Source organism: Streptomyces sp. AA1529 (genome assembly GCF_000280905.1).
GTDB lineage: Bacteria > Actinomycetota > Actinomycetes > Streptomycetales > Streptomycetaceae > Streptomyces.
This window is the reverse complement of record NZ_ALAP01000008.1, coordinates 67,554-86,859: the sequence shown is the minus strand read 5'-3', so window position 1 is coordinate 86,859 and position 19,306 is coordinate 67,554. Positions and strand designations below refer to the sequence as shown.

The following is a 19,306-nucleotide window of genomic DNA, read 5'->3' as shown; positions in this document are numbered from 1 at the left end:
CGTCACTTCCCCTCCTCGTCGGATGCCGCCTCGCGGGGGGCGACGACGCCCGGGGTGCTCTCGCCCTTGGCCAGCCGCAGCCCGGCCAGCGAAGCGGGGCCGGCGCTGCCGGACGCCTCCACCGCGCCAGGCCGCTCGTCGGGGAAGCCGGCCAGCACCCGCGCGGTCTGCTTGAAGGTGCACAGCGGGGCACCGCGGGTGGGGGTGACCTCGCGGCCCGCGCGCAGGTCGTCGACGAGGGTGCGGGCGCTGTCGGGGGTCTGGTTGTCGAAGAACTCCCAGTTGACCATCACGACCGGTGCGAAGTCGCAGGCCGCGTTGCACTCGATGTGCTCCAGGGTGACCTTGCCGTCCTCGGTGGTCTCCCCTTCGCCCACCCCCAGGTGTTCGCGGAGCGCGGCGTGGATGGCGTCGCCGCCCATGACCGCGCACAGGGTGTTGGTGCACACCCCGACCTGGTAGTCGCCGGACGCCTTGCGCCGGTACATGGAGTAGAAGGTGGCGACCGCGTTGACCTCGGCCGTGGTCAGCTCCAGCACCTCGGCGCAGAAGCGCTGTCCGGTGCGGGTGACATGCCCCTCCTCGGACTGCACGAGATGCAGCAGCGGCAGCAGCGCGGAGCGGCTGTCCGGGTAGCGGGCGACGATCTCGCGCGCGTCCGCCTCCAGCCGCTCGCGTACCTCGGCGGGGTAGTCGGGCGCGGGCATCTCGGGGATGCCCATCTCGATGCTGGTCACCGGTCGACGCCTCCCATCACGGGGTCGAGGGACGCGACGGCGACGATGACGTCGGCCACCTGGCCGCCCTCGCACATCGCCGCCATGGACTGCAGATTGGTGAAGGAGGGGTCGCGGAAGTGCACCCGGTAGGGGCGGGTGCCGCCGTCGCTGACGACGTGCACGCCCAGCTCCCCCTTGGGCGACTCGACGGCCGCGTACGCCTCGCCCGGCGGCACCCGGAAGCCCTCGGTCACCAGCTTGAAGTGGTGGATCAGCGCCTCCATCGAGGTGCCCATGATGTTCTTGATGTGGTCGAGCGAGTTGCCGAGTCCGTCGGGGCCCAGGGCGAGCTGCGCGGGCCAGGCGATCTTCTTGTCGGCGACCATGACCGGGCCCGGCTCCAGCCGGTCCACGCACTGCTCGATGATCCGCAGCGACTGGCGCATCTCCTCCAGCCGCAGCAGGAACCGCCCGTAGGAGTCGCAGGTGTCGACGGTCGGGACCTCGAAGTCGTAGGTCTCGTAGCCGCAGTACGGCTGCGCCTTGCGCAGGTCGTGCGGCAGCCCGGCGGAGCGCAGCACCGGGCCGGTGGCGCCGAGCGCCATGCAGCCGGCCAGATCGAGGTAGCCGATGTCCTTCAGCCGGGCCTTGAAGACCGGGTTGCCGGTGGCGAGCGCGTCGTACTCCGGCAGGTTCTTGCGCATCTTCTTGAGGAACTCGCGCAGCGCGTCCACGGTCCCGGGCGGGATGTCCTGGGAGAGCCCGCCGGGGCGGATGTAGGCGTGGTTCATCCGCAGCCCGGTGATCAGCTCGTACAGGTCCAGGACCAGTTCCCGGTCCCGGAACCCGAAGATCATGACCGTGGTCGCGCCCAGTTCCATGCCGCCGGTGGCGATGGCGACCAGGTGCGAGGAGAGCCGGTTGAGCTCCATCAGCAGCACCCGGATGACGTTGGCGCGGTCGGGCACCTCGTCCTCGATGCCCAGGAGCCGTTCCACGCCCAGGCAGTACGCCGTCTCGTTGAAGAACGGCGTCAGATAGTCCATGCGTGTGACGAACGTGGTGCCCTGGGTCCAGGTCCGGTACTCGAGGTTCTTCTCGATGCCGGTGTGCAGGTAGCCGATGCCGCAGCGGGCCTCGGTGACCGTCTCGCCGTCGATCTCCAGGATCAGCCGGAGCACCCCGTGCGTGGAGGGGTGCTGGGGACCCATGTTGACGATGATCCGCTCGTCGTCGCTCTTGGCGGCGTGCGCGGCCAGCTCGTCCCAGTCCCCTCCGGTGACGTCGTAGACGGTGCCTTCGGTGGTCTCCCGAATGCCTGCGGGTGCGTGGGTTGTAGAGGACATTTAGCTGTACGACCTCCGCTGGTCAGGAGCGGGAATCTGGGCGCCCTTGTACTCGACGGGGATACCGCCGAGCGGATAGTCCTTGCGCTGCGGGAAGCCCTGCCAGTCGTCGGGCATCAGGATCCGGGTCAGCGCCGGATGGCCGTCGAAGATCAGACCGAAGAAGTCGTAGGTCTCGCGCTCGTGCCAGTCGTTCGTCGGATAGATGTCGACGGTCGAGGGGATGTGCGGATCCGCGTCCGGCGCGGTGACCTCCATGCGGATCAGCCGGTTGTGGGTGATCGAGCGCAGGTGGTAGACGGCGTGCAGCTCGCGCCCCGCGTCCTCCGGGTAGTGGACGCCGCTGACGCCGGTGCACAGCTCGAAGCGGAGCGCCGGGTCGTCCCGCAGGATGCGGGCCGTGCGCGACAGGTGGCCGCGGGCGACGTGGAAGGTCAGCTCGCCGCGGTCCACCACCGTCCGCTCGATGACCTCCTCGGGGTCCAGCCCCTGCTCCTCCAGGGCGCCCTCCAGCTCGTCGGCGACCTCGTCGAACCAGCCGCCGTAGGGCCGGGAGCTGCCGCCGGGCAGCCGCACGGTGCGCACCAGTCCGCCGTAGCCGGAGGTGTCCCCGCCGTTGCGGGCGCCGAACATGCCGCGCCGCACCGCGATGACCTCACCGGTGTCCCCCGGCGGCACGGGCAGCGACTCCTCGGCACGCTGGGCCGGATCGTTCTCGAACGGCGCCTTGGGACGCTTCTCGTCACTCATTCCCGCACCCCGCTCGCTTCTCCGCCCAGGCGGCACACGTCCCGCCTCGTCCTCGCCCGCGGCCCGGCAGCCGCCGGTGCGTCGCTCACGCCGCCACCCCGCTCGCTTCTCCGCCCGGGCGGCACACGTCCCGCCTCGTCTCCGCCCCGCGGCCCGGCAGCCGCCTGTGCGCCGCTCACCGGAGCAGCCCCTTCATCTCGATCGTCGGTACCGCCTTCAGCGCCGCCTCCTCGGCCTCGCGGGCCGCTTCCTGCTGGTTGACGCCGAGCTTCGAGTGCAGGATCTTCTCGTGCAGCTTGAGAATGGAATCGAGCAGCATTTCGGGGCGCGGCGGGCAACCGGGCAGATAAATGTCGACGGGCACGATGTGGTCGACGCCCTGCACGATGGCGTAGTTGTTGAACATTCCGCCGGACGAGGCGCACACCCCCATGGAGATGACCCATTTGGGGTTCGGCATCTGGTCGTACACCTGGCGCAGCACCGGTGCCATCTTCTGGCTGACCCGGCCCGCCACGATCATCAGGTCGGCCTGGCGCGGCGAGCCGCGGAAGACCTCCATGCCGAACCGGGCGAGGTCGTAGCGCCCGGCGCCGGTCGTCATCATCTCGATGGCGCAGCAGGCGAGCCCGAACGTCGCCGGGAACATGGATGATTTACGTGCCGCCCCGGCCATCTTCTCGACCGTGGTGAGCAGAAAACCGCTCGGCAGTTTCTCTTCAAGTCCCATTGCTTATCCTGCCCCTAGTCCCATTCCAGGCCGCCGCGCCGCCAGTCATAGGCGTACGCGATACCGATGAGGGCGACGAAGACCAGCATTTCGACGAGCCCGAACATCCCGAGTGAGTCGAAATGCACGGCCCACGGGTAGAGGAAGACGATTTCGATGTCGAAGATGATGAAGAGCATCGCCGTCAGGTAATACTTCACCGGGAAGCGGCCGCCTCCGGCCGGCTGCGGCGTCGGCTCGATGCCGCACTCGTACGCCTCCAGCTTTGCCCGGTTGTAGCGCTTGGGGCCGACGATCGACGCCACGACCACGGAGAACACCGTGAACGCGGCCGCGATCGCTCCCAGTACGAGGATTGGTGTGTAGACGTTCACCGCTCCCGTCTCCTTCCAGGCGTCGACTCTGACTGCCGGCAGACCGCTGGGCCGCTGCGCACCCCCACGAAGATCGCTCCTATGTGAGGCAGTTCACAAGCCCTGTTCGCAGGCATCTTAAGCCCGCCCCTCTGTGATCTGCGACACGGGTGCGGCCAACTGGTTTGTGATCTCCACCACCTGACGCCCGATCATCCGATCGGATCGGCGTCAATCTTCATACGCAAAGCCCATGGATGATCACCTGAGGTGACATGCAGGCGTGCTCACAGCCGTCGGAGGCGGGTCGCTGTACCAAGCACTCGGCTGCAAGGGCAAATTCGCGCTGGACGGTTTCACCTGCTATGCGCGAACCACTGGTGATCGTGCACTTGTGAAGCCCGGCACAAGCGGCGAGATCCACGCGCGACCCGGCCGAGTCCTGCCCGTGACCGAACGGGATGGGCGATAGGCGCCCAACATCCCATTTGCACCAAGAGTTGGTTTCACCCTCCGGCCGGGAATGTGAACTGCGCCACGCGCGTTCCCGTCAGTGGCTGACTTCTTTGCGCGGGTCTTTTCACCGTGGTACACGCCGCGGGAATTCCGGCAATGCGGACAACAACGTGGTCACGGCCCCGTAGTTGGGCAATGATCACGTCCGGGAAACCCCTCCGGAGAGCATCCGCAGGGCTCAAGTGGCCGTCCGAGCGGCCACTGTGGTGCATCGCACGATTGTTGAGGCGAGGGTTTCCGGCCTGCTAGGCATTCCCTCATGTCCCCGAAAGCTCAGATTCCCAGCCACCGGAAGCCCCGCTCCAGCAAGATGAACACGGCACTGCGTGCGGGTATGACGGGTGGCGTCATGGGCACCATCGCCCTGACCGCGGCGGCGGCACCGGCCCTGGCGGCCGACAAGAACGCACCGGCCGACACGGTGGAGATGCCCACCCTCTCCACGGCCGACTCCAACGCCCTCGCGGCGGAGTCCCTCCACCACTCCGCGCAGCAGTACAGCCTCCAGCAGGCCCAGCAGGACGCGGCCACCGAGGCCAAGCAGGAGGCCAAGGAGACCAAGAAGAAGGCCGAGGCCGAGGCGAAGCGCAAGGCCGAGGCCAAGAAGAAGGCCGAAGCCGCCCGCAAGGCCGCGGCCGAGGCCAAGGAGCGCGCCTCCCGCTCCACGGAGCGCTCCTCCCTCACCACCAACGCCGCCGCGCCGCAGGGCGGCAACGTGGCCACCCTTCTGAGCTTCCTGCGGGCCCAGGTCGGCAAGTCCTACGTCATGGGCGCCACCGGCCCCTCCGCGTACGACTGCTCGGGCCTGACCCAGGCGGCCTACAAGCAGGTCGGCGTCAACCTGCCGCGCACCTCGCAGCCGCAGTCCACCGCGGGCACCCCCGTCTCGCTGGACAACCTCCAGCCGGGCGACCTGCTCTACTGGGGCGGCGCCGGCAGCGCCTACCACGTGGCCGTCTACGTGGGCGGCGGCAAATTCATCGGCGCCCAGAACTCCTCCACCGGCATCGTGGAGCGTCCCCTGAGCTACGACCAGCCCACCGGCGCGGTCCGCGTCCTCTGAGCCGGCCGCACTCGCCAGGAAGGGGCCCACCGCCCGCGGTGGGCCCCTTCCGCGTTGGCGCGGCGACGCTGCGGGATCGTGGTCGCGATGGCACACCGCCGTGCCCAGCGGGTGATCACGCGGGTTCGCCGAAGCCTCACCTTGTGACGGGGAGGCCGCGCCCTGCATGCCCCGCCCGTACCGGCCATATTCCCGAAAGTGCCCGGCACGGTGCCACGCACCCCAGCACACTCGGTGCATGCGGGAACACGACAAGCAATATCCGGCGCCGGATCACCTGACCATCCGCATCGCCCAGCGCGACGACCCCGTCTCGCAAGTGACCGAACTCGACGCGTTCCGGAGCGGGCAGCGGTATCCGCACATCGTGGTGCGCGGGCCGTTGTTCGGGTGCGCCGTGCAGACGCCCGCCGACCGGCCGCGGTGGCGGCTGCTGGGCGAGTTGGACACCGGGTTCCCACAGGACGCACGGGACGAGCTGAATTCGTATCTGTGGTCCTACGCCAAGGATCAGGCCGCGGACCACCGCGAGCGGCGTCGGCTGCTGGACGGCGTGGCACGGCTGGAGAAGAGGCGGATAGACGAGCTGTCCGTCGGATCCGACCGCTACCGAATCGTACGGGCCGACGAGTTCGCCCGGATCGGCGACGGCTCGCTGGAACCGCCCCGTCCCACCGATCATCCCGAGGACGACCACTGGGAGCTGGAGAAGAAGGACACGCCGTCCGACGCCGAGGGGTTCGTGGTCGACCACGCGGCCGAGGTGCAGCCCACGAACGGGTTGGAGCGGCTCGGGCTGCGCGAGAGCGTCTACCACTCGGAGCGCTTCCCCGCGGACGTCCTCGCCGACTCCCGGCGCGCGCTGCGCAGCCATCCGGGGCTGGTGCTGCTGCCCCCGGCGTTCCGTGTGCTGGAGCGGGAGGCGGGGTCCTGGTCGATGTTCCTGGCCGAACAGTTCCCCACGCCGCAAGCGGCGCGGCGCGGGCTGGTGGGCCACCTCACCAAGAGCGTGCCCCTGGCGCGGGAGATCCCGGGGTGGGAGTCGGAGTACTCGGAGCGGGACGTGGCCGTCTTCGCGAAAGCGGCCGAGCGGTTCATGAGCCGGCGCGGCGCCAACGAACTGCGCGCACGCGGGCGGACGTTCCAGATCGTGCGCGTCGAGCGGATGATGCGGATCGGCCCGGACGGGCCGGAGCCGCCGCGCCCCTCGGACGAGGACCACCAGGAGCCGTCGAAGATTCACCCCACGATGGATGAGTGGGGGAACATCTCGTTCGGCGACGAGTGAGGTGGCGCGGATCCCGCGGACCTGCGCGCCCGCGGACCGGCGCGCCCGTCCGCGGGGCCGTGGAGCAGTGGGGGCCGTCAGGCCCGCGGGGTCACCTTCGTGAGGCCGTTGATGATGCGGTCCATGGCGTCGCCACCGGTGGGATCGGTGAGGTTGGCGAGCATCTTGAGGGTGAAGCGCATCAGCACGGGGTGCGAGAGGCCGCGCTCGGTGGCCAGCTTCATCACCTTCGGGTTGCCGATGAGCTTCACGAAGGCGCGGCCCATCGTGTAATAGCCGCCGTAGGTGTCCTTGAGGACCTTCGGGTAGCGCCGCAGGGCCAGCTCGCGCTGGGCCCGGGTGGCGCGCGCATGGGCCTGGACGATGGTCTCGGCGGCGATCGCGCCGGACTCCATGGCGTAGGCGATGCCCTCCCCGTTGAACGGGTTCACCAGCCCGCCGGCGTCCCCGACCAGCAGCAGGCCGCGGGTGTAGTGCGGCTGGCGGTTGAACGCCATGGGGAGCGCCGCGCCGCGGATCGGGCCCGTCATGTTCTCCGGCGTGTAGCCCCACTCCTCGGGCATCGAGGCGCACCACGCCTTGAGGACCTCGCGCCAGTCCAGCTCCTTGAACGCGGCGGAGGTGTTCAGCACCCCGAGCCCGACGTTGGAGGTGCCGTCGCCCATGCCGAAGATCCAGCCGTAGCCGGGCAGCAGCCGGTCCTCGGCGCCCCGCCGGTCCCACAGCTCCAGCCAGGACTCCAGATAGTCGTCGTCGTGCCGGGGCGAGGTGAAGTAGGTCCGCACGGCGACGCCCATGGGCCGGTCCTCGCGGCGGTGCAGGCCCATCTTCAGCGACAGCCGGGTGGAGTTGCCGTCCGCCGCCACCACGATCGGCGCGTGGAAGGTGACGGGCGTCTTCTCCTCGCCCAGCTTGGCGTGCACGCCGGTGAGGTGTCCGGTGCGCTCGTCCACGATCGGCTCGGTGACGTTGCAGCGCTCGTGCAGGCGCGCGCCCGCCTTCTCCGCCTGCCGGGCGAGCTGCTCGTCGAAGTCGTCCCGCCTGCGGACCAGCCCGTAGTCCGGGTAGCTGGCCAGCTCGGGCCAGGGAAGCTGCAGCCGGTGGCCGCCGCCGATGATGCGGAGCCCCTTGTTGCGCAGCCAGCCGGCCTCCTCGGAGATGTCGATGCCCATGGCCACGAGCTGCTTGGTGGCACGCGGGGTGAGCCCGTCACCGCACACCTTCTCGCGGGGGAACGCCGTCTTCTCCAACAGCAGCACGTCCAGTCCGCTGCGGGCGAGGTGGTAGGCGGTCGTGGCGCCCGCGGGCCCGGCGCCGACGACGATCACATCGGCGGACCGCTCGGAGGCGGCCGCCTCCGGCCGGGACCGCGCCTTGGACTCGGAGTGCGCCTGGGGTTGGGGGTCGGCCACGAGGACTCCCGCATGCTGGCTGGTTGGCTGACAGCGCCAGTCTATGCGGCGCGGGCGGGACCGCCTCGGCGCGGTCCCGTCCGCGGCCCCGCCCCCGCCTCAGGCGCCGTTCTCGTCCCAGGTGCGCAGCGCGGTGCTGAAGACCTGTTCGCGGCCCGGGTCCCAGGTGTCGTAGCCGCTCTCGGCGTAGATGCTGTACTCGGTGCCGTCCTCGGCCACGTACGCCTGGTCGACGGCGTGGATGGTGCGGCCCGTGTCGTCGGAGGTGTAGACGAACTCCCAGCGGGCGCCGGGCCGTCCCCGGAAGGTGTTCGCGGTCAGCTCCAGCCGCCGGTAGCCGTCGCGCTTGGCCGCGCCCTTCTCCAGGGTGCGGAAGTTCTCGTAGGAGGTCTGGCCCGTGTTGCGGATGACCCCGATGCGCAGGTAGTCGTCGCTGCCCGGCGCCTCGTAGTCGACCTGGGTGCCCTGCACCGAACGCTGCCAGCCCTCCCGCACCCCGACGGAGAACCCCTCCGGATCGTCGGCCCTGGTGAACCCCTCGGGCAGCGAGGTGCGCGGCGGGGAACCGGGGGTTCCGCCCGCTCCGCCTTCCTCGGCATCGGCGCCGGACGCGCTCGCCGAGGGGGTGGGTTCGGGATCCCGGCTGCTCGCGTCGCCGGGTTCCGGTGCGGCGGACGGGGACGACTTCTCGGCCGCCGCCGACTTCTCTGCTGCCGCGGTGCCGTCGCCGTCCTTCCCGTCGCCGCCCGCCAGATGGAGAATGCCGCCGGTCGCGGCGCCCACGACGAGGAACGCCGCCAGGACCAGACCCGCCCAGGTGAGACCGCGGCGGCGCTGCGGCGGCGGCACCGGACCGCCGCCGCCGGGGACGGGACCGGCGAGCGTGTCGCCCGCGGGATATCCGCCGCCCGGACCGCCCTGCTGCGGGGCGGCGGCGTATCCGGCCGGCCACGGCGCTCCGGCCGGGGCACCGTACGGGGCGTGGTGGGCGCCCGGCACCGGGGCGTCCGCACGCGGCGGGCCGCCCGGGCCGCCCCCGCGTCCGAAGCGGGCGCGCAGGAACGGGACCAGCAGTGCGCCGCCGTAGGACCACAGCAGCGCGAACAGCAGCAGTTCGGCGATGCCTGCGCCGACCTCGGCACCGGAGGCGACGGACTCGCCGGGGTTCACGTCGTTGCCGAAGCCGTCGGAGGCGCTGCCGGGGTCGCCGCCGTAACCGTCCCAGAGACCGCCGCCACCGAGGCCGCCGTCGCCGAGGCCGCCGCCCGCGGTGCCGGACGCCTCGTGGAAGCGGGCCTCGAAGCCCACCCCGGCCACCGCGACGACCAGCAGCAGGCCCAGCACGAAGAACCCGGTGGCCAGGAGCTGCTCGCGGCGGTCGGCGCACCGGCGGGCGACCAGGGTGCCCAGCAGCAGCGCGCAGGCCAGCCCCCCGGCCAGGGCGCCCACCACCGCCCAGCCGCCGGCGAGGTCGCTCAGCTCTCCGTATCCCAGCGACTCGCGGCCCCTGTTCCAACTGCCGAAGTCCCAGCGCACGTCGAGCGGCGCGCCCCAGGCCAGGGCGAGGCCGAGCGCGCCGATGTTGGGGAGCATCATCAGCAGTGCCCACACGTCGTCCGCGGTGAGCTCGTCGGCGGAGGCGAGCAGGACGACGAGCAGGACGACGGAGGCCAGCGCGAGCACGCACACCAGCGCGAGCCCCGCCGTCCGCAACGCACCCACCAGGGCGCGCACTCCGGGCCCCGCGGCCGTCACGGCGCCGGTCCCGCCGCGGGTCAGCACGAGCGCCGCCACCAGGGTGGAGAGCAGGAACGCCCACAGCAGGGTGAGCCCCGGCGCGGAGTTCAGTTCGAGCCCCTCGTACGACGGGGCCGCGTACAGCCCCAGGAGCAGTCCGCCGGCCCCGCACAGCGCACCGATCCGCAGCGCCGCCTCCAGCGCGGCCGACGGCCCGGCCGGGGCCGTCCGGCGGCTCACGACGCGGGCCGCGACGGCGAGCGCGCCGATCCACAGCACCGTGGCCAGCAGCGGCAGTCCGGAGACCTCGACCTCGCCGACCACGCTTCCGCCCCCGATGTCGGCGGTGCCGTCGGTGGCGAGTCCGAGCCCGCCGCCGATGCCCCGCAGCAGCGCGGCCAGCGCGACCCGCATCCGGGTGCCCCAGCCGATGTCGAGGTCGTCGAGGTCGTCGTCGGACCAGAGACCGAGCGCACAGGCGGCCACCAGCAGCAGCCCCAGCGGCCAGGCGGCGACCCGCAGGGCCGCGGCCCAGTCGCCCTTCACGGTCCGGGCCAGGAACAGTCCGAGCGGCGTCGGTCCGCCGGGCGTGCCCGGCGGGGGCGGAGGCTGCGGTGCCCAGGCAGCCGCGGCGGGCGGGGCGGCGGGCGGAGCCGTCGGCGGCACGGGACGGGTGGCGGTCGGTGGCGTGCCCGGCGGCGCGGGCTGGGCCGGCAGGGAGGTCCGGGTCGGAACGTAGGCCGACGGGTCGGACGGGCCGGACGGGCCGGGCGGGCCGGGCGGGCCGGGCGGGCCGGGCGGGATGGGTGGAGTGGGTGGAGTGGGCGCGGCACCCGGCGCGGGGGGTGTCCCGGGGGCAGGCGGAGCACTTGGGGCAGGCGGGGCCGCGGGGGCCGGCGGAGCGCCAGGAGCGGCCGGGACGTCAGCAGGCGGGGCAGCGCCCGGCGCGGACGGGGCCTCAGAAACCGGCGTGCTGCCCGGCACGGACGCCGCGTCAGCGGCAGCCGGCGCGTCAGCAGCAGCCGGCGCGTCAGCAGCAGCCGGACCGGCGGAGCTTTCCGGCTCTGCGGACCCCGAACCGGCCGGAGGTGCTCCCCGCTCCCCCGCAACCGTCGGGGCCTCGGGTGGGGTGGCCGGTGCCGTGGGGGCGCCGCACGACATGCAGAAGCGGGCCTCGGCGGGAGAGGCCGTGCCGCACTGCGGACAGCGCTGCGGGGACGGCGGAGGGGACGGCATGGCGCGCTCCGGTGGGTTCGGCGGGACGAAACGGCACCCGTGGGCACCGCGCGTGCGCGGACGGATACGGGGGGCGTCTCCATCGTTCCGCCGAACTCCACGCGACGGAAGCAGATTTATCCAAGCGCAACCCGGCACCGGCTGCGGGGGCGCGGCGGACGCCGAACGCGCCGCGCGCCTCCCGCCGTGTCAGCCGGCGGGGCGGAATCCGCGGTGCAGCGCGACGATGCCGCCGCTCAGGTTGCGCCAGGCCACCCGGCCCCAGCCCGCGTCCTGCAGCCGCGCCGCGAGCGCGGACTGGTCGGGCCACGCGCGGATCGACTCCGCGAGGTAGACGTACGCGTCCGGGCTGCTGCTGACGCGCCGGGCGAGCGGCGGCAGCGCACGCATCAGGTACTCGGTGTAGACGGTGCGGAACGGCGCCCAGGTGGGGTGGCTGAACTCGCAGATCAGCACCCGGCCGCCGGGCTTGGTGACCCGCAGCAGCTCGGCGAGGGCCGTGTCCACCGCGCTGACGTTGCGCAGCCCGAAGGAGATCGTCACGGCGTCGAACACGGCGTCGGCGAACGGGAGGCGGGTCGCGTCCCCCGCGGTGAACGGCATCCAGGGGTGGCGCCGCTTCCCCTCGCGCAGCATGCCCAGCGAGAAGTCGCACGGCACGGTGAACGCGCCGGCCTCCACGAACGGCAGCGACGAGGTGCCGGTGCCGGCCGCCAGGTCCAGCACCCGCTCACCCGGGCGGGCGTCCACGGCGTCGGCGACCGCCCGCCGCCACAGCCGGGTCTGGCCGAGCGAGAGCACGTCGTTGGTGAGGTCGTACCTGGCCGCCACGTCGTCGAACATGGCCGCGACCTCGTGCGGCTTCTTCTCCAGGGATGCCCGCGTCACTTCTCGTCCGTCCGCTCGTCCGCTCGTTCGCCGCCCGTCGGCATGCCCGGCCCGCTGGTCAGTTCGCGTCGATGAGCGCGAGCTCGGGGTGGGCCGTACCCCCGTCGATGGCCGTGGAGGACAGATGCGAGACGGCCCGGTCGTCCACCGGGTCGTTCGCCGGGTCGTCGTGCACCACCAGGTGCTCGTAGGTGGTGGCGCGCTGCGCCGGGACCCGGCCCGCCTTGCGGATCAGGTCGATCAGGTCCATCCGATTGGAGCGGTGCTTGGCGCCCGCCGAGGAGACGACGTTCTCCTCCAGCATCACCGAGCCGAGGTCGTCGGCGCCGTAGTGCAGCGAGAGCTGCCCGATGTCCTTGCCGGTGGTCAGCCAGGAGCCCTGGATGTGGGCGACGTTGTCCAGGAAGATCCGCGCGATGGCGATCATCCGCAGGTACTCGAAGACGGTCGCCTGCGTCTGCCCCTTCAGGTGGTTGTTCTCCGGCTGGTAGGTGTACGGGATGAAGGCCCGGAAGCCACCGCTGCGGTCCTGCACGTCGCGGATCATCCGCAGGTGCTCGATCCGCTCGGCGTTGGTCTCGCCGGTGCCCATCAGCATGGTGGAGGTGGACTCGACACCGAGGTCGTGGGCGATCTCCATGATCTCCAGCCAGCGCTCGCCCGACTCCTTGAGCGGCGCGATCGCCTTCCGGGGCCGCGCGGGCAGCAACTCGGCACCGGCGCCCGCGAAGGAGTCGAGCCCGGCCGCGTGGATGCGCTCGATCGCCTCCTTCGGCGTCACCCCGGAGATCCGCGCCATGTGCTCGACCTCGCTGGCCCCCAGCGAGTGGATGACCAGCTCCGGGAACGCCTTCTTGATCGCGGCGAAGTGCTCCTCGTAGTACTCCACGCCGAAGTCCGGGTGGTGGCCGCCCTGGAACATGATCTGGGTGCCGCCCAGCTCCACCGTCTCCGCGCAGCGGCGCAGGATGTCGTCCAGGTCGCGGATCCACACCTTGTCGCTCTTGGGCGAGGCGTAGAAGGCGCAGAACTTGCAGGCCGTCACGCAGGAGTTGGTGTAGTTGATGTTCCGCTCGATGATGTACGTCGCGATGTGCTCGCTCCCGGCGTACCGGCGGCGGCGCGCCTTGTCGGCGGCGGCGCCCAGCGCGTGCAGGGGCGCGTAGCGGTAGAGGTCGAGGGCCTCCTCGGGGGTGACGCGCCCGCCGGTGGCGGCGCGGTCGAGGGCGGAGAGCAGGTCGGCTTCCGACACGTGCGCTGTCACCGTGGCGTCCCTCCAAAGGTCGCGCAATCGACACATCTCGCCGCTTACCACAGCACAGCGGCGCCGGACCAGCCTACGCCAGGGGTGCTCAGCCGATTTTCCGGAGTGTCCCCACCGCGTATCCGCTGCTCTCCTCGTGCGACGCGTAGCGCAGCCGATGGTCCTCGCCCAGCCTGAACTCCTCGGCGGAGCCGCCCCGCGCACACAGCTTCGAGCCGGGCTCCGTGCCCGAGGCGTCGACCACCAGCCGGTCGTCGGTGGCCGACACCAGTTTCCAGCGCCCCGCGCACTCCGTGCCCACCAGCTTCGAACTGCCGGTGGCGACGGTGTCCCCCGGATCGCCCTCCTTCACCGTCACCGTCAGGGTGCCCAGCGGAACCCCCTTCCGGGAGGTGAGGTCGCCCCGCCAGGTGCCGACGAACTCCTCCGGCACCCCGGCGCCGGCGCCGTCCGGGCCGCCCCCGGATCCTCCCCCGTCCGGTGGCTCCTTCGTCCCCTTGCCGGGCGGCTTCGTCGCCGCCGGGGGCGGCTCGGCGGTGTTGTCGTGGCCGGAGTCGCGGAGACCCGGCAGCAGCCCGGCGACATAGCCGGTGCCCAGCAGTGCCGCCGCGACCACACAGGCGAGCGTGACCACCAGCGTGCAGCTCACCCGCCGCCGCGGCCCGCCCTCCGCCTCCGCCGCTCCCCCGCCGGCTGCCGCACCGCCGGGGCCGTCGGCGGGTGGACCGGTTCCCAGGACGATCCGGGAGCGCCTGCCGTACTGCTCCGGCCCGGGGCCGTCGGCCGGAGGGGGGACCGCCGCCGGTCCGGCGGCGGCCGCCAGGCCGCCGGCGGGTTTCCCGTACGAGGGGTCCGGCGGGCCGAAGCCCGGCGGTACGGCGTCGGGCGGCGGAAGCGGGGCGTGCGGCAGGAGCGGCGCGGGCCGGCCGTCGGCCGCACCCGGGCCGTAGGCGGGCGTGGTGAAGGGAACCGGGCCCGAGGCCTGCGACACCTGCGGCTCCAGCTCCAGCAGTTCGGCGGCCCGCCTGCCCAGTTGCTCCACCAGCGGCGCCGGCAGCCAGCCGCTCCGCAGCAGCTCCCCGGCGCCGCCCGCGGAGCCCGCCAGTTCGGCCGCCAGCGCGTCCGGCGCCGGACGCTCGGCGGGGTCCTTGCCCAGCGTGCGGGCCGCCGTCCCGCGCAGCGCCTCGGGGAGGCCGTCCAGCCGGGCCTCGCCGTGCACCACGTGGTAGAGCAGCGCGGCCGAGGTGTCGCCGGGGAAGGGGTTCTCGCCCGTCCCCGCGAACACGAGCACCGCGCCGAGCGCGAAGACGTCGGAGGCGGCGGTGGCCCCCCGGCCGAGGATCTGCTCCGGTGCCATGTAGCCGGGCGAACCGACCGAGACGCCGGTCGAGGTGAGCGAGGCGGCACCTGCCACGGCCCGCGCGATACCGAAGTCGATCAGCCGGATGCCGTCCGGGGTCAGCAGCACGTTGGAGGGCTTCACATCCCGGTGCACCAGCCCCAGACCGTGCACATGGGCCAGCGCCTCGGCCAGCCCGGCGCCCAGTGCCCGCACCGTCGCCTCCGGCAGCGGGCCGTGCTCGGCCACGGCCCGCGTCAGCGAAGGGCCCGCCACATAGCCGGTGGCCACCCACGGCACCGGGCCCTCGGTCCCGGCGTCCAGCACGGGGGCCGTCCAGGCGCCGCCGACCCGGCGGGCCCACTCCACCTCGCGCCGGAACCGGCGCCGGAACTCCTCGTCCACCGCGTGGTGCGGGTGCACGACCTTCACGGCCACGGTGCGGCCGGTGCCCGAGCGGGCCAGATACACCCGGCCCATGCCGCCCGCGCCCAGCCGGCGCAGCAGCCGGTACTCGCCGAGCTGCCGCGGGTCCTCCGGCTCCAGCGGCTGCATGCACGTCCCCCCTCGTCGCTGCCTCCGCCCCCGCCCCCGGGTGTCCGCGCGCGCGTCGGCGCGGACGTCGGCGGACAGCTCCAGCCTATGCGCAGGGGCCGGCCGCGCGGCTGCGCGCGCTGCGGTCCGCGGGCGGCCGGACGGGGCTCAGGGGCGCAGCATCTCCACCCGGACGTCGGGCGGGAACCCGGTGGTCGCACCGGTGCGGCGGGCGAACTCGGCGACGCCTTCGAGCTGGCGCTCGCCGAACCGGAAGTCGAGCGTGGTGAAGTACCGCTCCAGCGTGGCCGGCTCGAAGATCTCGTAGCGCGCCGCGTGCTCGGCGACCTGGTCGACCTGCTCCATGGCCAGGTCGCGGGAGGCCAGGAAGGCCCGGTGCGTCTCGCGCACGGTCTCCGGGGCCCGCTCCAGGAAGTCGCGGCGCACGGCCCAGACCGCGAAGACGAACGGCAGTCCCGTCCACTCCTTCCACAGCCGCCCCAGATCGTGCACCTGGAGGTCCTGCTCGGGCAGCTGCCGCAGATACGCGCGCAGCCCCACGTCGCCGATGACGACGGCGGCGTCCGCCTCCTTCATCATCCGCTCCAGGTCGGGCGGGCACGTGTAGTACTCGGGCCGGACGCCGTAGCGCTCGGCGAGCAGCAGCTGGGCGAGCCGTACGGAGGTGCGCGACGTGGAGCCGAGCGCGACCCGGGCGCCGTCCAGCTGGTCGAGCGGGACCCGCGAGACGATCTCGCAGGACATCACGTCGCCGTCGCAGCCGACGGCGATGTCCGGGAGCGCGACGAGGTCGTCGGCGTTGCGCAGGAACTCCACGAGGGTGACGGGCCCCATGTCGAGCCGGCCGTCGATGATCATCTCGCTGAGCTTCTCGGGGGTGTCCCGGGTGAGATCCAGGTCCAGCAGCGTGTGGGTGTGGACCAGGCCCCAGTACAGCGGAAGACAATTGAGGAACTGGATGTGCGCGACGCGGGGGCGGGTGCGCACATGCCTCGGTTTCGCAGTCACTCTCCGGAGAGTACGCCCCGGTCCGCACCCCCTCGCGCCGGGTCCCGCGGCGCGGCCGGGCGGATTCCTCCGCACCGGGCTGTACAGGATTTTCCGCTGGCGTGGCGCATGATCCGCAGCCCTTCCACCCCGGGCCCCACCGTGCTAGGCTCAGAGCCAAGTTGCAGTTTGGTTTCCCTTGCAGTACAGAGCCTGCGGAGCATGTGACCGCGGGCTCTCGTCGTTTTCAGGCTTCTTTGTGGGTTCTGGGAGCAGGGACACCCTTATAGGCCCAAGGAGGGCTTATGGCTACCGGAACCGTTAAGTGGTTCAACGCCGAAAAGGGCTTCGGATTCATCGCCCAGGACGGCGGCGGTCCCGATGTCTTCGTCCACTACTCCGCGATCAACGCATCCGGTTTCCGCTCCCTCGAGGAGAACCAGATGGTCTCGTTCGATGTCACGCAGGGCCCCAAGGGCCCGCAGGCGGAGAACGTCACTGCGCAGTAGTCCCTGACTCCTGCAGTATCCAAGGAGCCCCCGCCCACGGCGGGGGCTCCTGCCTTTTCCGGTGCCTTTCCGGAACGAGGCGGCCTTACGGGACGAGGCGGCCCCGTGCGGCCGGAACCGCGACCGCCCGGGGCCGGGACATGCGCGCCCCGGCCCCGGGCGGACGGCACCCGGTCGGCCGGCATCCGGGTATCGGCATCCGGCGGCGCCGCACCTCCCCCCGCGGGATGCGGCGCCCCCGGATGCGGTCAGCAGCCCTGTTCGTACTCGGCTATCGCGGCGACCTTCGCCGCCGAGGCCGACCCCTCGTCGAAGTGCTGGTCCAGCCATTCGTCGGCCAGGGTGCGGGCGAGTTCCAGGCCGATGACCCGCTGGCCGAAGCAGAGCACCTGCGCGTTGTTGCTCAGGACGGAGCGCTGCACCGAATAGCTGTCGTGCGCGGTGACGGCCCGGATACCGGGCACCTTGTTGGCGCTGATGGCGACACCCAGTCCGGTACCGCAGACCAGCAGCGCCCGGTCGGCCTCGCCCTCGGCGACCCGGCGGGCCGCCTCCACGGCGACGTGCGGATAGGCCCGGCCGCGGTCCGTACCGTCGCCGCCGACCCCGACGTCGGTGACCTCGGCCACCCGGGCGTCGCCCAGCAGGTCCTTCTTGAGAGCTTCCTTGTAGTCGAGGCCCGCGTCGTCGCAGCCCACGACGACACGGAGGGGCCGGGGCGCTGCGGGGGTGCTGCTCATCGTGGTTCCTCCTGACGGGGGTGGGCGGTCCGCGGGCGCGGCGCCGCTCAGCGGGCGGGTTCTGCGGCGGGTCCGGCGGTGGCGGCGACCGCGCCCAGGACCAGCGCCAGCGAGGTGGCACCGGGGTCCGGGGTGCCGACGCTGCGCTCGGCGAGCGGCCGGGCGCGGCCCAGCTTCGGGCGCAGTTCGGCGGTGGCCTCGGCGGCGGCGCGGGCGCTCTCCGCAGCGGCGGCGAGGGCCTCGGCCGGGGAGCCGCCAGCCGCCAGCCGCTCCTCGAAGGCCGTCACGAACGGGTCGAGCGCGTCGACCAGCGTCTTGTCGCCCGGTTCGGCCTTGCCCAGCGAGGTGACGGCCGCCAGCGCGGCGCGCGCGCCCGCCGCCAGCTCCGCAGCCTCGGGGGCGCGGTCGGCGGGCAGCGCGGAGCCGAACGCGCGCAGGCCCGCGCCCCACAGCGCCCCGGAGGTGCCGCCCGCGTCCGCGGCCCAGGCGTCCCCGGCGGCACCGAGCAGCGCGGCCGGTGCCGCGTTCGCTTCCCGCGCCTGCTCGGCGGCGGCGAGCGCGGCGTCCACGCCCTTGCTCATGCCGCGCCCGTGGTCGCCGTCCCCGGCGACGGCGTCGAGCCGGCCGAGGGTCTCCTCCTCCTCGTGCAGCAGGGTGTGGGCCGCCCGGAGGGCCCGCACCGCGGCGGTCGCGGCGGCGACCGCCTCCCCGGTCGCGGTGGCGGGCTCGTCGTGGGCGCGGGCGGCGGCGGCCCGGCGCGGGGCCACCACCTCGCCGGCCCGGGACGGGACCGCTGCGTCGAGCCGGCCCCGGCGGTAGGCCGGGGTGTCGGCGGGCGCGAGCCACAGCCGCTCCAGCTCGTCGTCCAGCCAGGTGAGGGTCAGCGAGCAGCCCGCCATGTCCAGCGAGGTGACCAGTTCGCCCACCTCGGCGCGCACCGGCTCCAGCCCGGCCTCGGCCAGCAGTCCGGCCACCGACGCCCACAGGACGTACAGCTCCTCGTACTTGGTGGCGCCCAGCCCGTTGAGCAGGACCGCCACCCGGTTGCCGCCGGCCGCGGCGGCGGGCCGTTCGGCCAGCAGCCCCTCCACCAGGGTGCGGGCCAGGTCGGCGGCCGTCGTCAGTTCGCTCTCGGCCACCCCGGGTTCGCCGTGGATGCCCAGGCCGAGGCCCAGTTGGCCGTCCGGGACGGTGAACAGCGGCTCGCGCTGTCCCGGCAGCGTGCATCCGGCGAAGGCGACGCCGAGCGAGCGGGTGCGCTCGTTGGTGCGTTCCGCGACCCGGACCACCTCGTCCAGGCTCGCGCCCTCCTCGGCAGCCGCCGAGGCCGTCTTGTAGACGGTGAACCCGCCGGCGATGCCGCGGCGCCGCTCCGGCTCGGCTGCGGGGGCGCTGGCGACGTCGTCGGTGACGGCGAAGCAGCGGGCCGGTATGCCCTCGCCGGTCAGCCGCTCGGCCGCCTGGCCGAAGTTCATGACGTCGCCCGCGTAGTTGCCGAACATGAACAGCACGCCCGCGCCGGTCTCGGCCTCCGCCGCGACGGAGTACGCCTGCGCGGCGGACGGCGAGGTGAAGACGTTGCCGATCACGGAACCGTCGGCGAACCCCGGACCGACCACACCGCAGAAGGCCGGGTAGTGGCCGGAGCCGCCGCCGGTCAGCACCGCGACCTTGGCGGTGCCGGGGCGGTGTGCCCGCACCACGCCGCCGGGCACCGCGCGGACGTGATCGGGGTGGGCCGCGGTGAAGCCGTGGACCATGTCCTCGGCGAAGCGGGCCGGGTCGTTGAATACACGTGTCATGGGGGACTCCAGCGGGTTGGGGTGGCTCCGCGGCGGCCCGGGCGGCCCGGGCGCCGGGAGGCGCGGGCCGCG

General features: G+C 72.9%; 16 protein-coding genes. 3 read left to right on the top strand and 13 right to left on the bottom strand.

The features are described from left to right. Positions 1-2 precede the first annotated feature (2 nt). From nuoE to A949_RS0101115, 5 genes are all read right to left on the bottom strand, one after another. Positions 3-722 carry an NADH-quinone oxidoreductase subunit NuoE gene (gene nuoE / locus A949_RS0101135; RefSeq protein ID WP_078534612.1) on the bottom strand — a complete coding sequence of 240 codons (720 nt, stop codon included), beginning with the start codon at positions 720-722 and terminating at the stop codon, positions 3-5. Positions 723-733: 11 nt separating this feature from the next. Then, positions 734-2,065: an NADH-quinone oxidoreductase subunit D gene (locus tag A949_RS0101130; protein WP_019354168.1), complete on the bottom strand. Its 1,332-nt coding sequence runs from the start codon at positions 2,063-2,065 to the stop codon at positions 734-736. After that, positions 2,066-2,815, bottom strand: a complete 750-nt coding sequence (locus A949_RS0101125) for an NADH-quinone oxidoreductase subunit C (protein WP_019354167.1) — start codon at positions 2,813-2,815, stop codon at positions 2,066-2,068. Between the two features lie 175 nt (positions 2,816-2,990). Then, positions 2,991-3,545, bottom strand: coding sequence for a NuoB/complex I 20 kDa subunit family protein (locus A949_RS0101120; protein ID WP_026004232.1), 555 nt, complete (start codon positions 3,543-3,545; stop codon positions 2,991-2,993). 14 nt (positions 3,546-3,559) lie between these two features. Further along, positions 3,560-3,919, bottom strand: a complete 360-nt coding sequence (locus tag A949_RS0101115; RefSeq protein ID WP_019354165.1) for an NADH-quinone oxidoreductase subunit A — start codon at positions 3,917-3,919, stop codon at positions 3,560-3,562. A gap of 754 nt (positions 3,920-4,673) precedes the next feature. Between A949_RS0101115 and A949_RS0101110 the strand changes: the two genes are divergently transcribed. Further along, positions 4,674-5,477 carry a C40 family peptidase gene (locus tag A949_RS0101110; RefSeq protein ID WP_026004231.1) on the top strand — a complete coding sequence of 268 codons (804 nt, stop codon included), beginning with the start codon at positions 4,674-4,676 and terminating at the stop codon, positions 5,475-5,477. Between the two features lie 238 nt (positions 5,478-5,715). After that, positions 5,716-6,765: a DUF5954 family protein gene (locus A949_RS0101100; protein WP_019354163.1), complete on the top strand. Its 1,050-nt coding sequence runs from the start codon at positions 5,716-5,718 to the stop codon at positions 6,763-6,765. Positions 6,766-6,842: 77 nt separating this feature from the next. Here A949_RS0101100 and A949_RS0101095 read toward each other — a convergent pair whose 3' ends face one another. The 6 genes from A949_RS0101095 to A949_RS0101065 all read right to left on the bottom strand — a co-directional run bounded on the left by A949_RS0101095 (position 6,843) and on the right by A949_RS0101065 (position 16,183). Next, positions 6,843-8,093, bottom strand: coding sequence for a geranylgeranyl reductase family protein (locus A949_RS0101095; protein WP_051019355.1), 1,251 nt, complete (start codon positions 8,091-8,093; stop codon positions 6,843-6,845). A 183-nt stretch (positions 8,094-8,276) separates the two neighbouring features. After that, complete coding sequence (locus tag A949_RS0101090; protein ID WP_158687522.1) at positions 8,277-10,580, bottom strand: hypothetical protein; 2,304 nt, start codon at positions 10,578-10,580, stop codon at positions 8,277-8,279. A 759-nt stretch (positions 10,581-11,339) separates the two neighbouring features. Continuing rightward, positions 11,340-12,038 carry a demethylmenaquinone methyltransferase gene (locus A949_RS0101080; protein WP_019354160.1) on the bottom strand — a complete coding sequence of 233 codons (699 nt, stop codon included), beginning with the start codon at positions 12,036-12,038 and terminating at the stop codon, positions 11,340-11,342. Positions 12,039-12,096: 58 nt separating this feature from the next. Then, on the bottom strand, positions 12,097-13,338 hold the full coding sequence (gene mqnC / locus A949_RS0101075; RefSeq protein WP_051019351.1) for a cyclic dehypoxanthinyl futalosine synthase: 1,242 nt from the start codon (positions 13,336-13,338) through the stop codon (positions 12,097-12,099). Positions 13,339-13,390: 52 nt separating this feature from the next. Then, positions 13,391-15,196 carry a serine/threonine-protein kinase gene (locus tag A949_RS0101070; RefSeq protein WP_019354158.1) on the bottom strand — a complete coding sequence of 602 codons (1,806 nt, stop codon included), beginning with the start codon at positions 15,194-15,196 and terminating at the stop codon, positions 13,391-13,393. A gap of 147 nt (positions 15,197-15,343) precedes the next feature. Beyond that, positions 15,344-16,183, bottom strand: a complete 840-nt coding sequence (locus A949_RS0101065; RefSeq protein WP_019354157.1) for a menaquinone biosynthetic enzyme MqnA/MqnD family protein — start codon at positions 16,181-16,183, stop codon at positions 15,344-15,346. A 305-nt stretch (positions 16,184-16,488) separates the two neighbouring features. Between A949_RS0101065 and A949_RS0101060 the strand changes: the two genes are divergently transcribed. Then, positions 16,489-16,692, top strand: a complete 204-nt coding sequence (locus A949_RS0101060) for a cold-shock protein (protein WP_019354156.1) — start codon at positions 16,489-16,491, stop codon at positions 16,690-16,692. A 248-nt stretch (positions 16,693-16,940) separates the two neighbouring features. On the opposite strand, the gene A949_RS0101055 is transcribed toward A949_RS0101060, so the two are convergent. Both A949_RS0101055 and A949_RS0101050 read right to left on the bottom strand, forming a co-directional pair. Next, the gene (locus A949_RS0101055; RefSeq protein ID WP_019354155.1) at positions 16,941-17,432 is read right to left on the bottom strand and encodes a ribose-5-phosphate isomerase; all 492 of its coding nucleotides are present in this window, start codon (positions 17,430-17,432) and stop codon (positions 16,941-16,943) included. 47 nt (positions 17,433-17,479) lie between these two features. Next, the gene (locus A949_RS0101050; protein ID WP_019354154.1) at positions 17,480-19,234 is read right to left on the bottom strand and encodes a dihydroxyacetone kinase family protein; all 1,755 of its coding nucleotides are present in this window, start codon (positions 19,232-19,234) and stop codon (positions 17,480-17,482) included. Between the last annotated feature and the right edge of the window lie 72 nt (positions 19,235-19,306).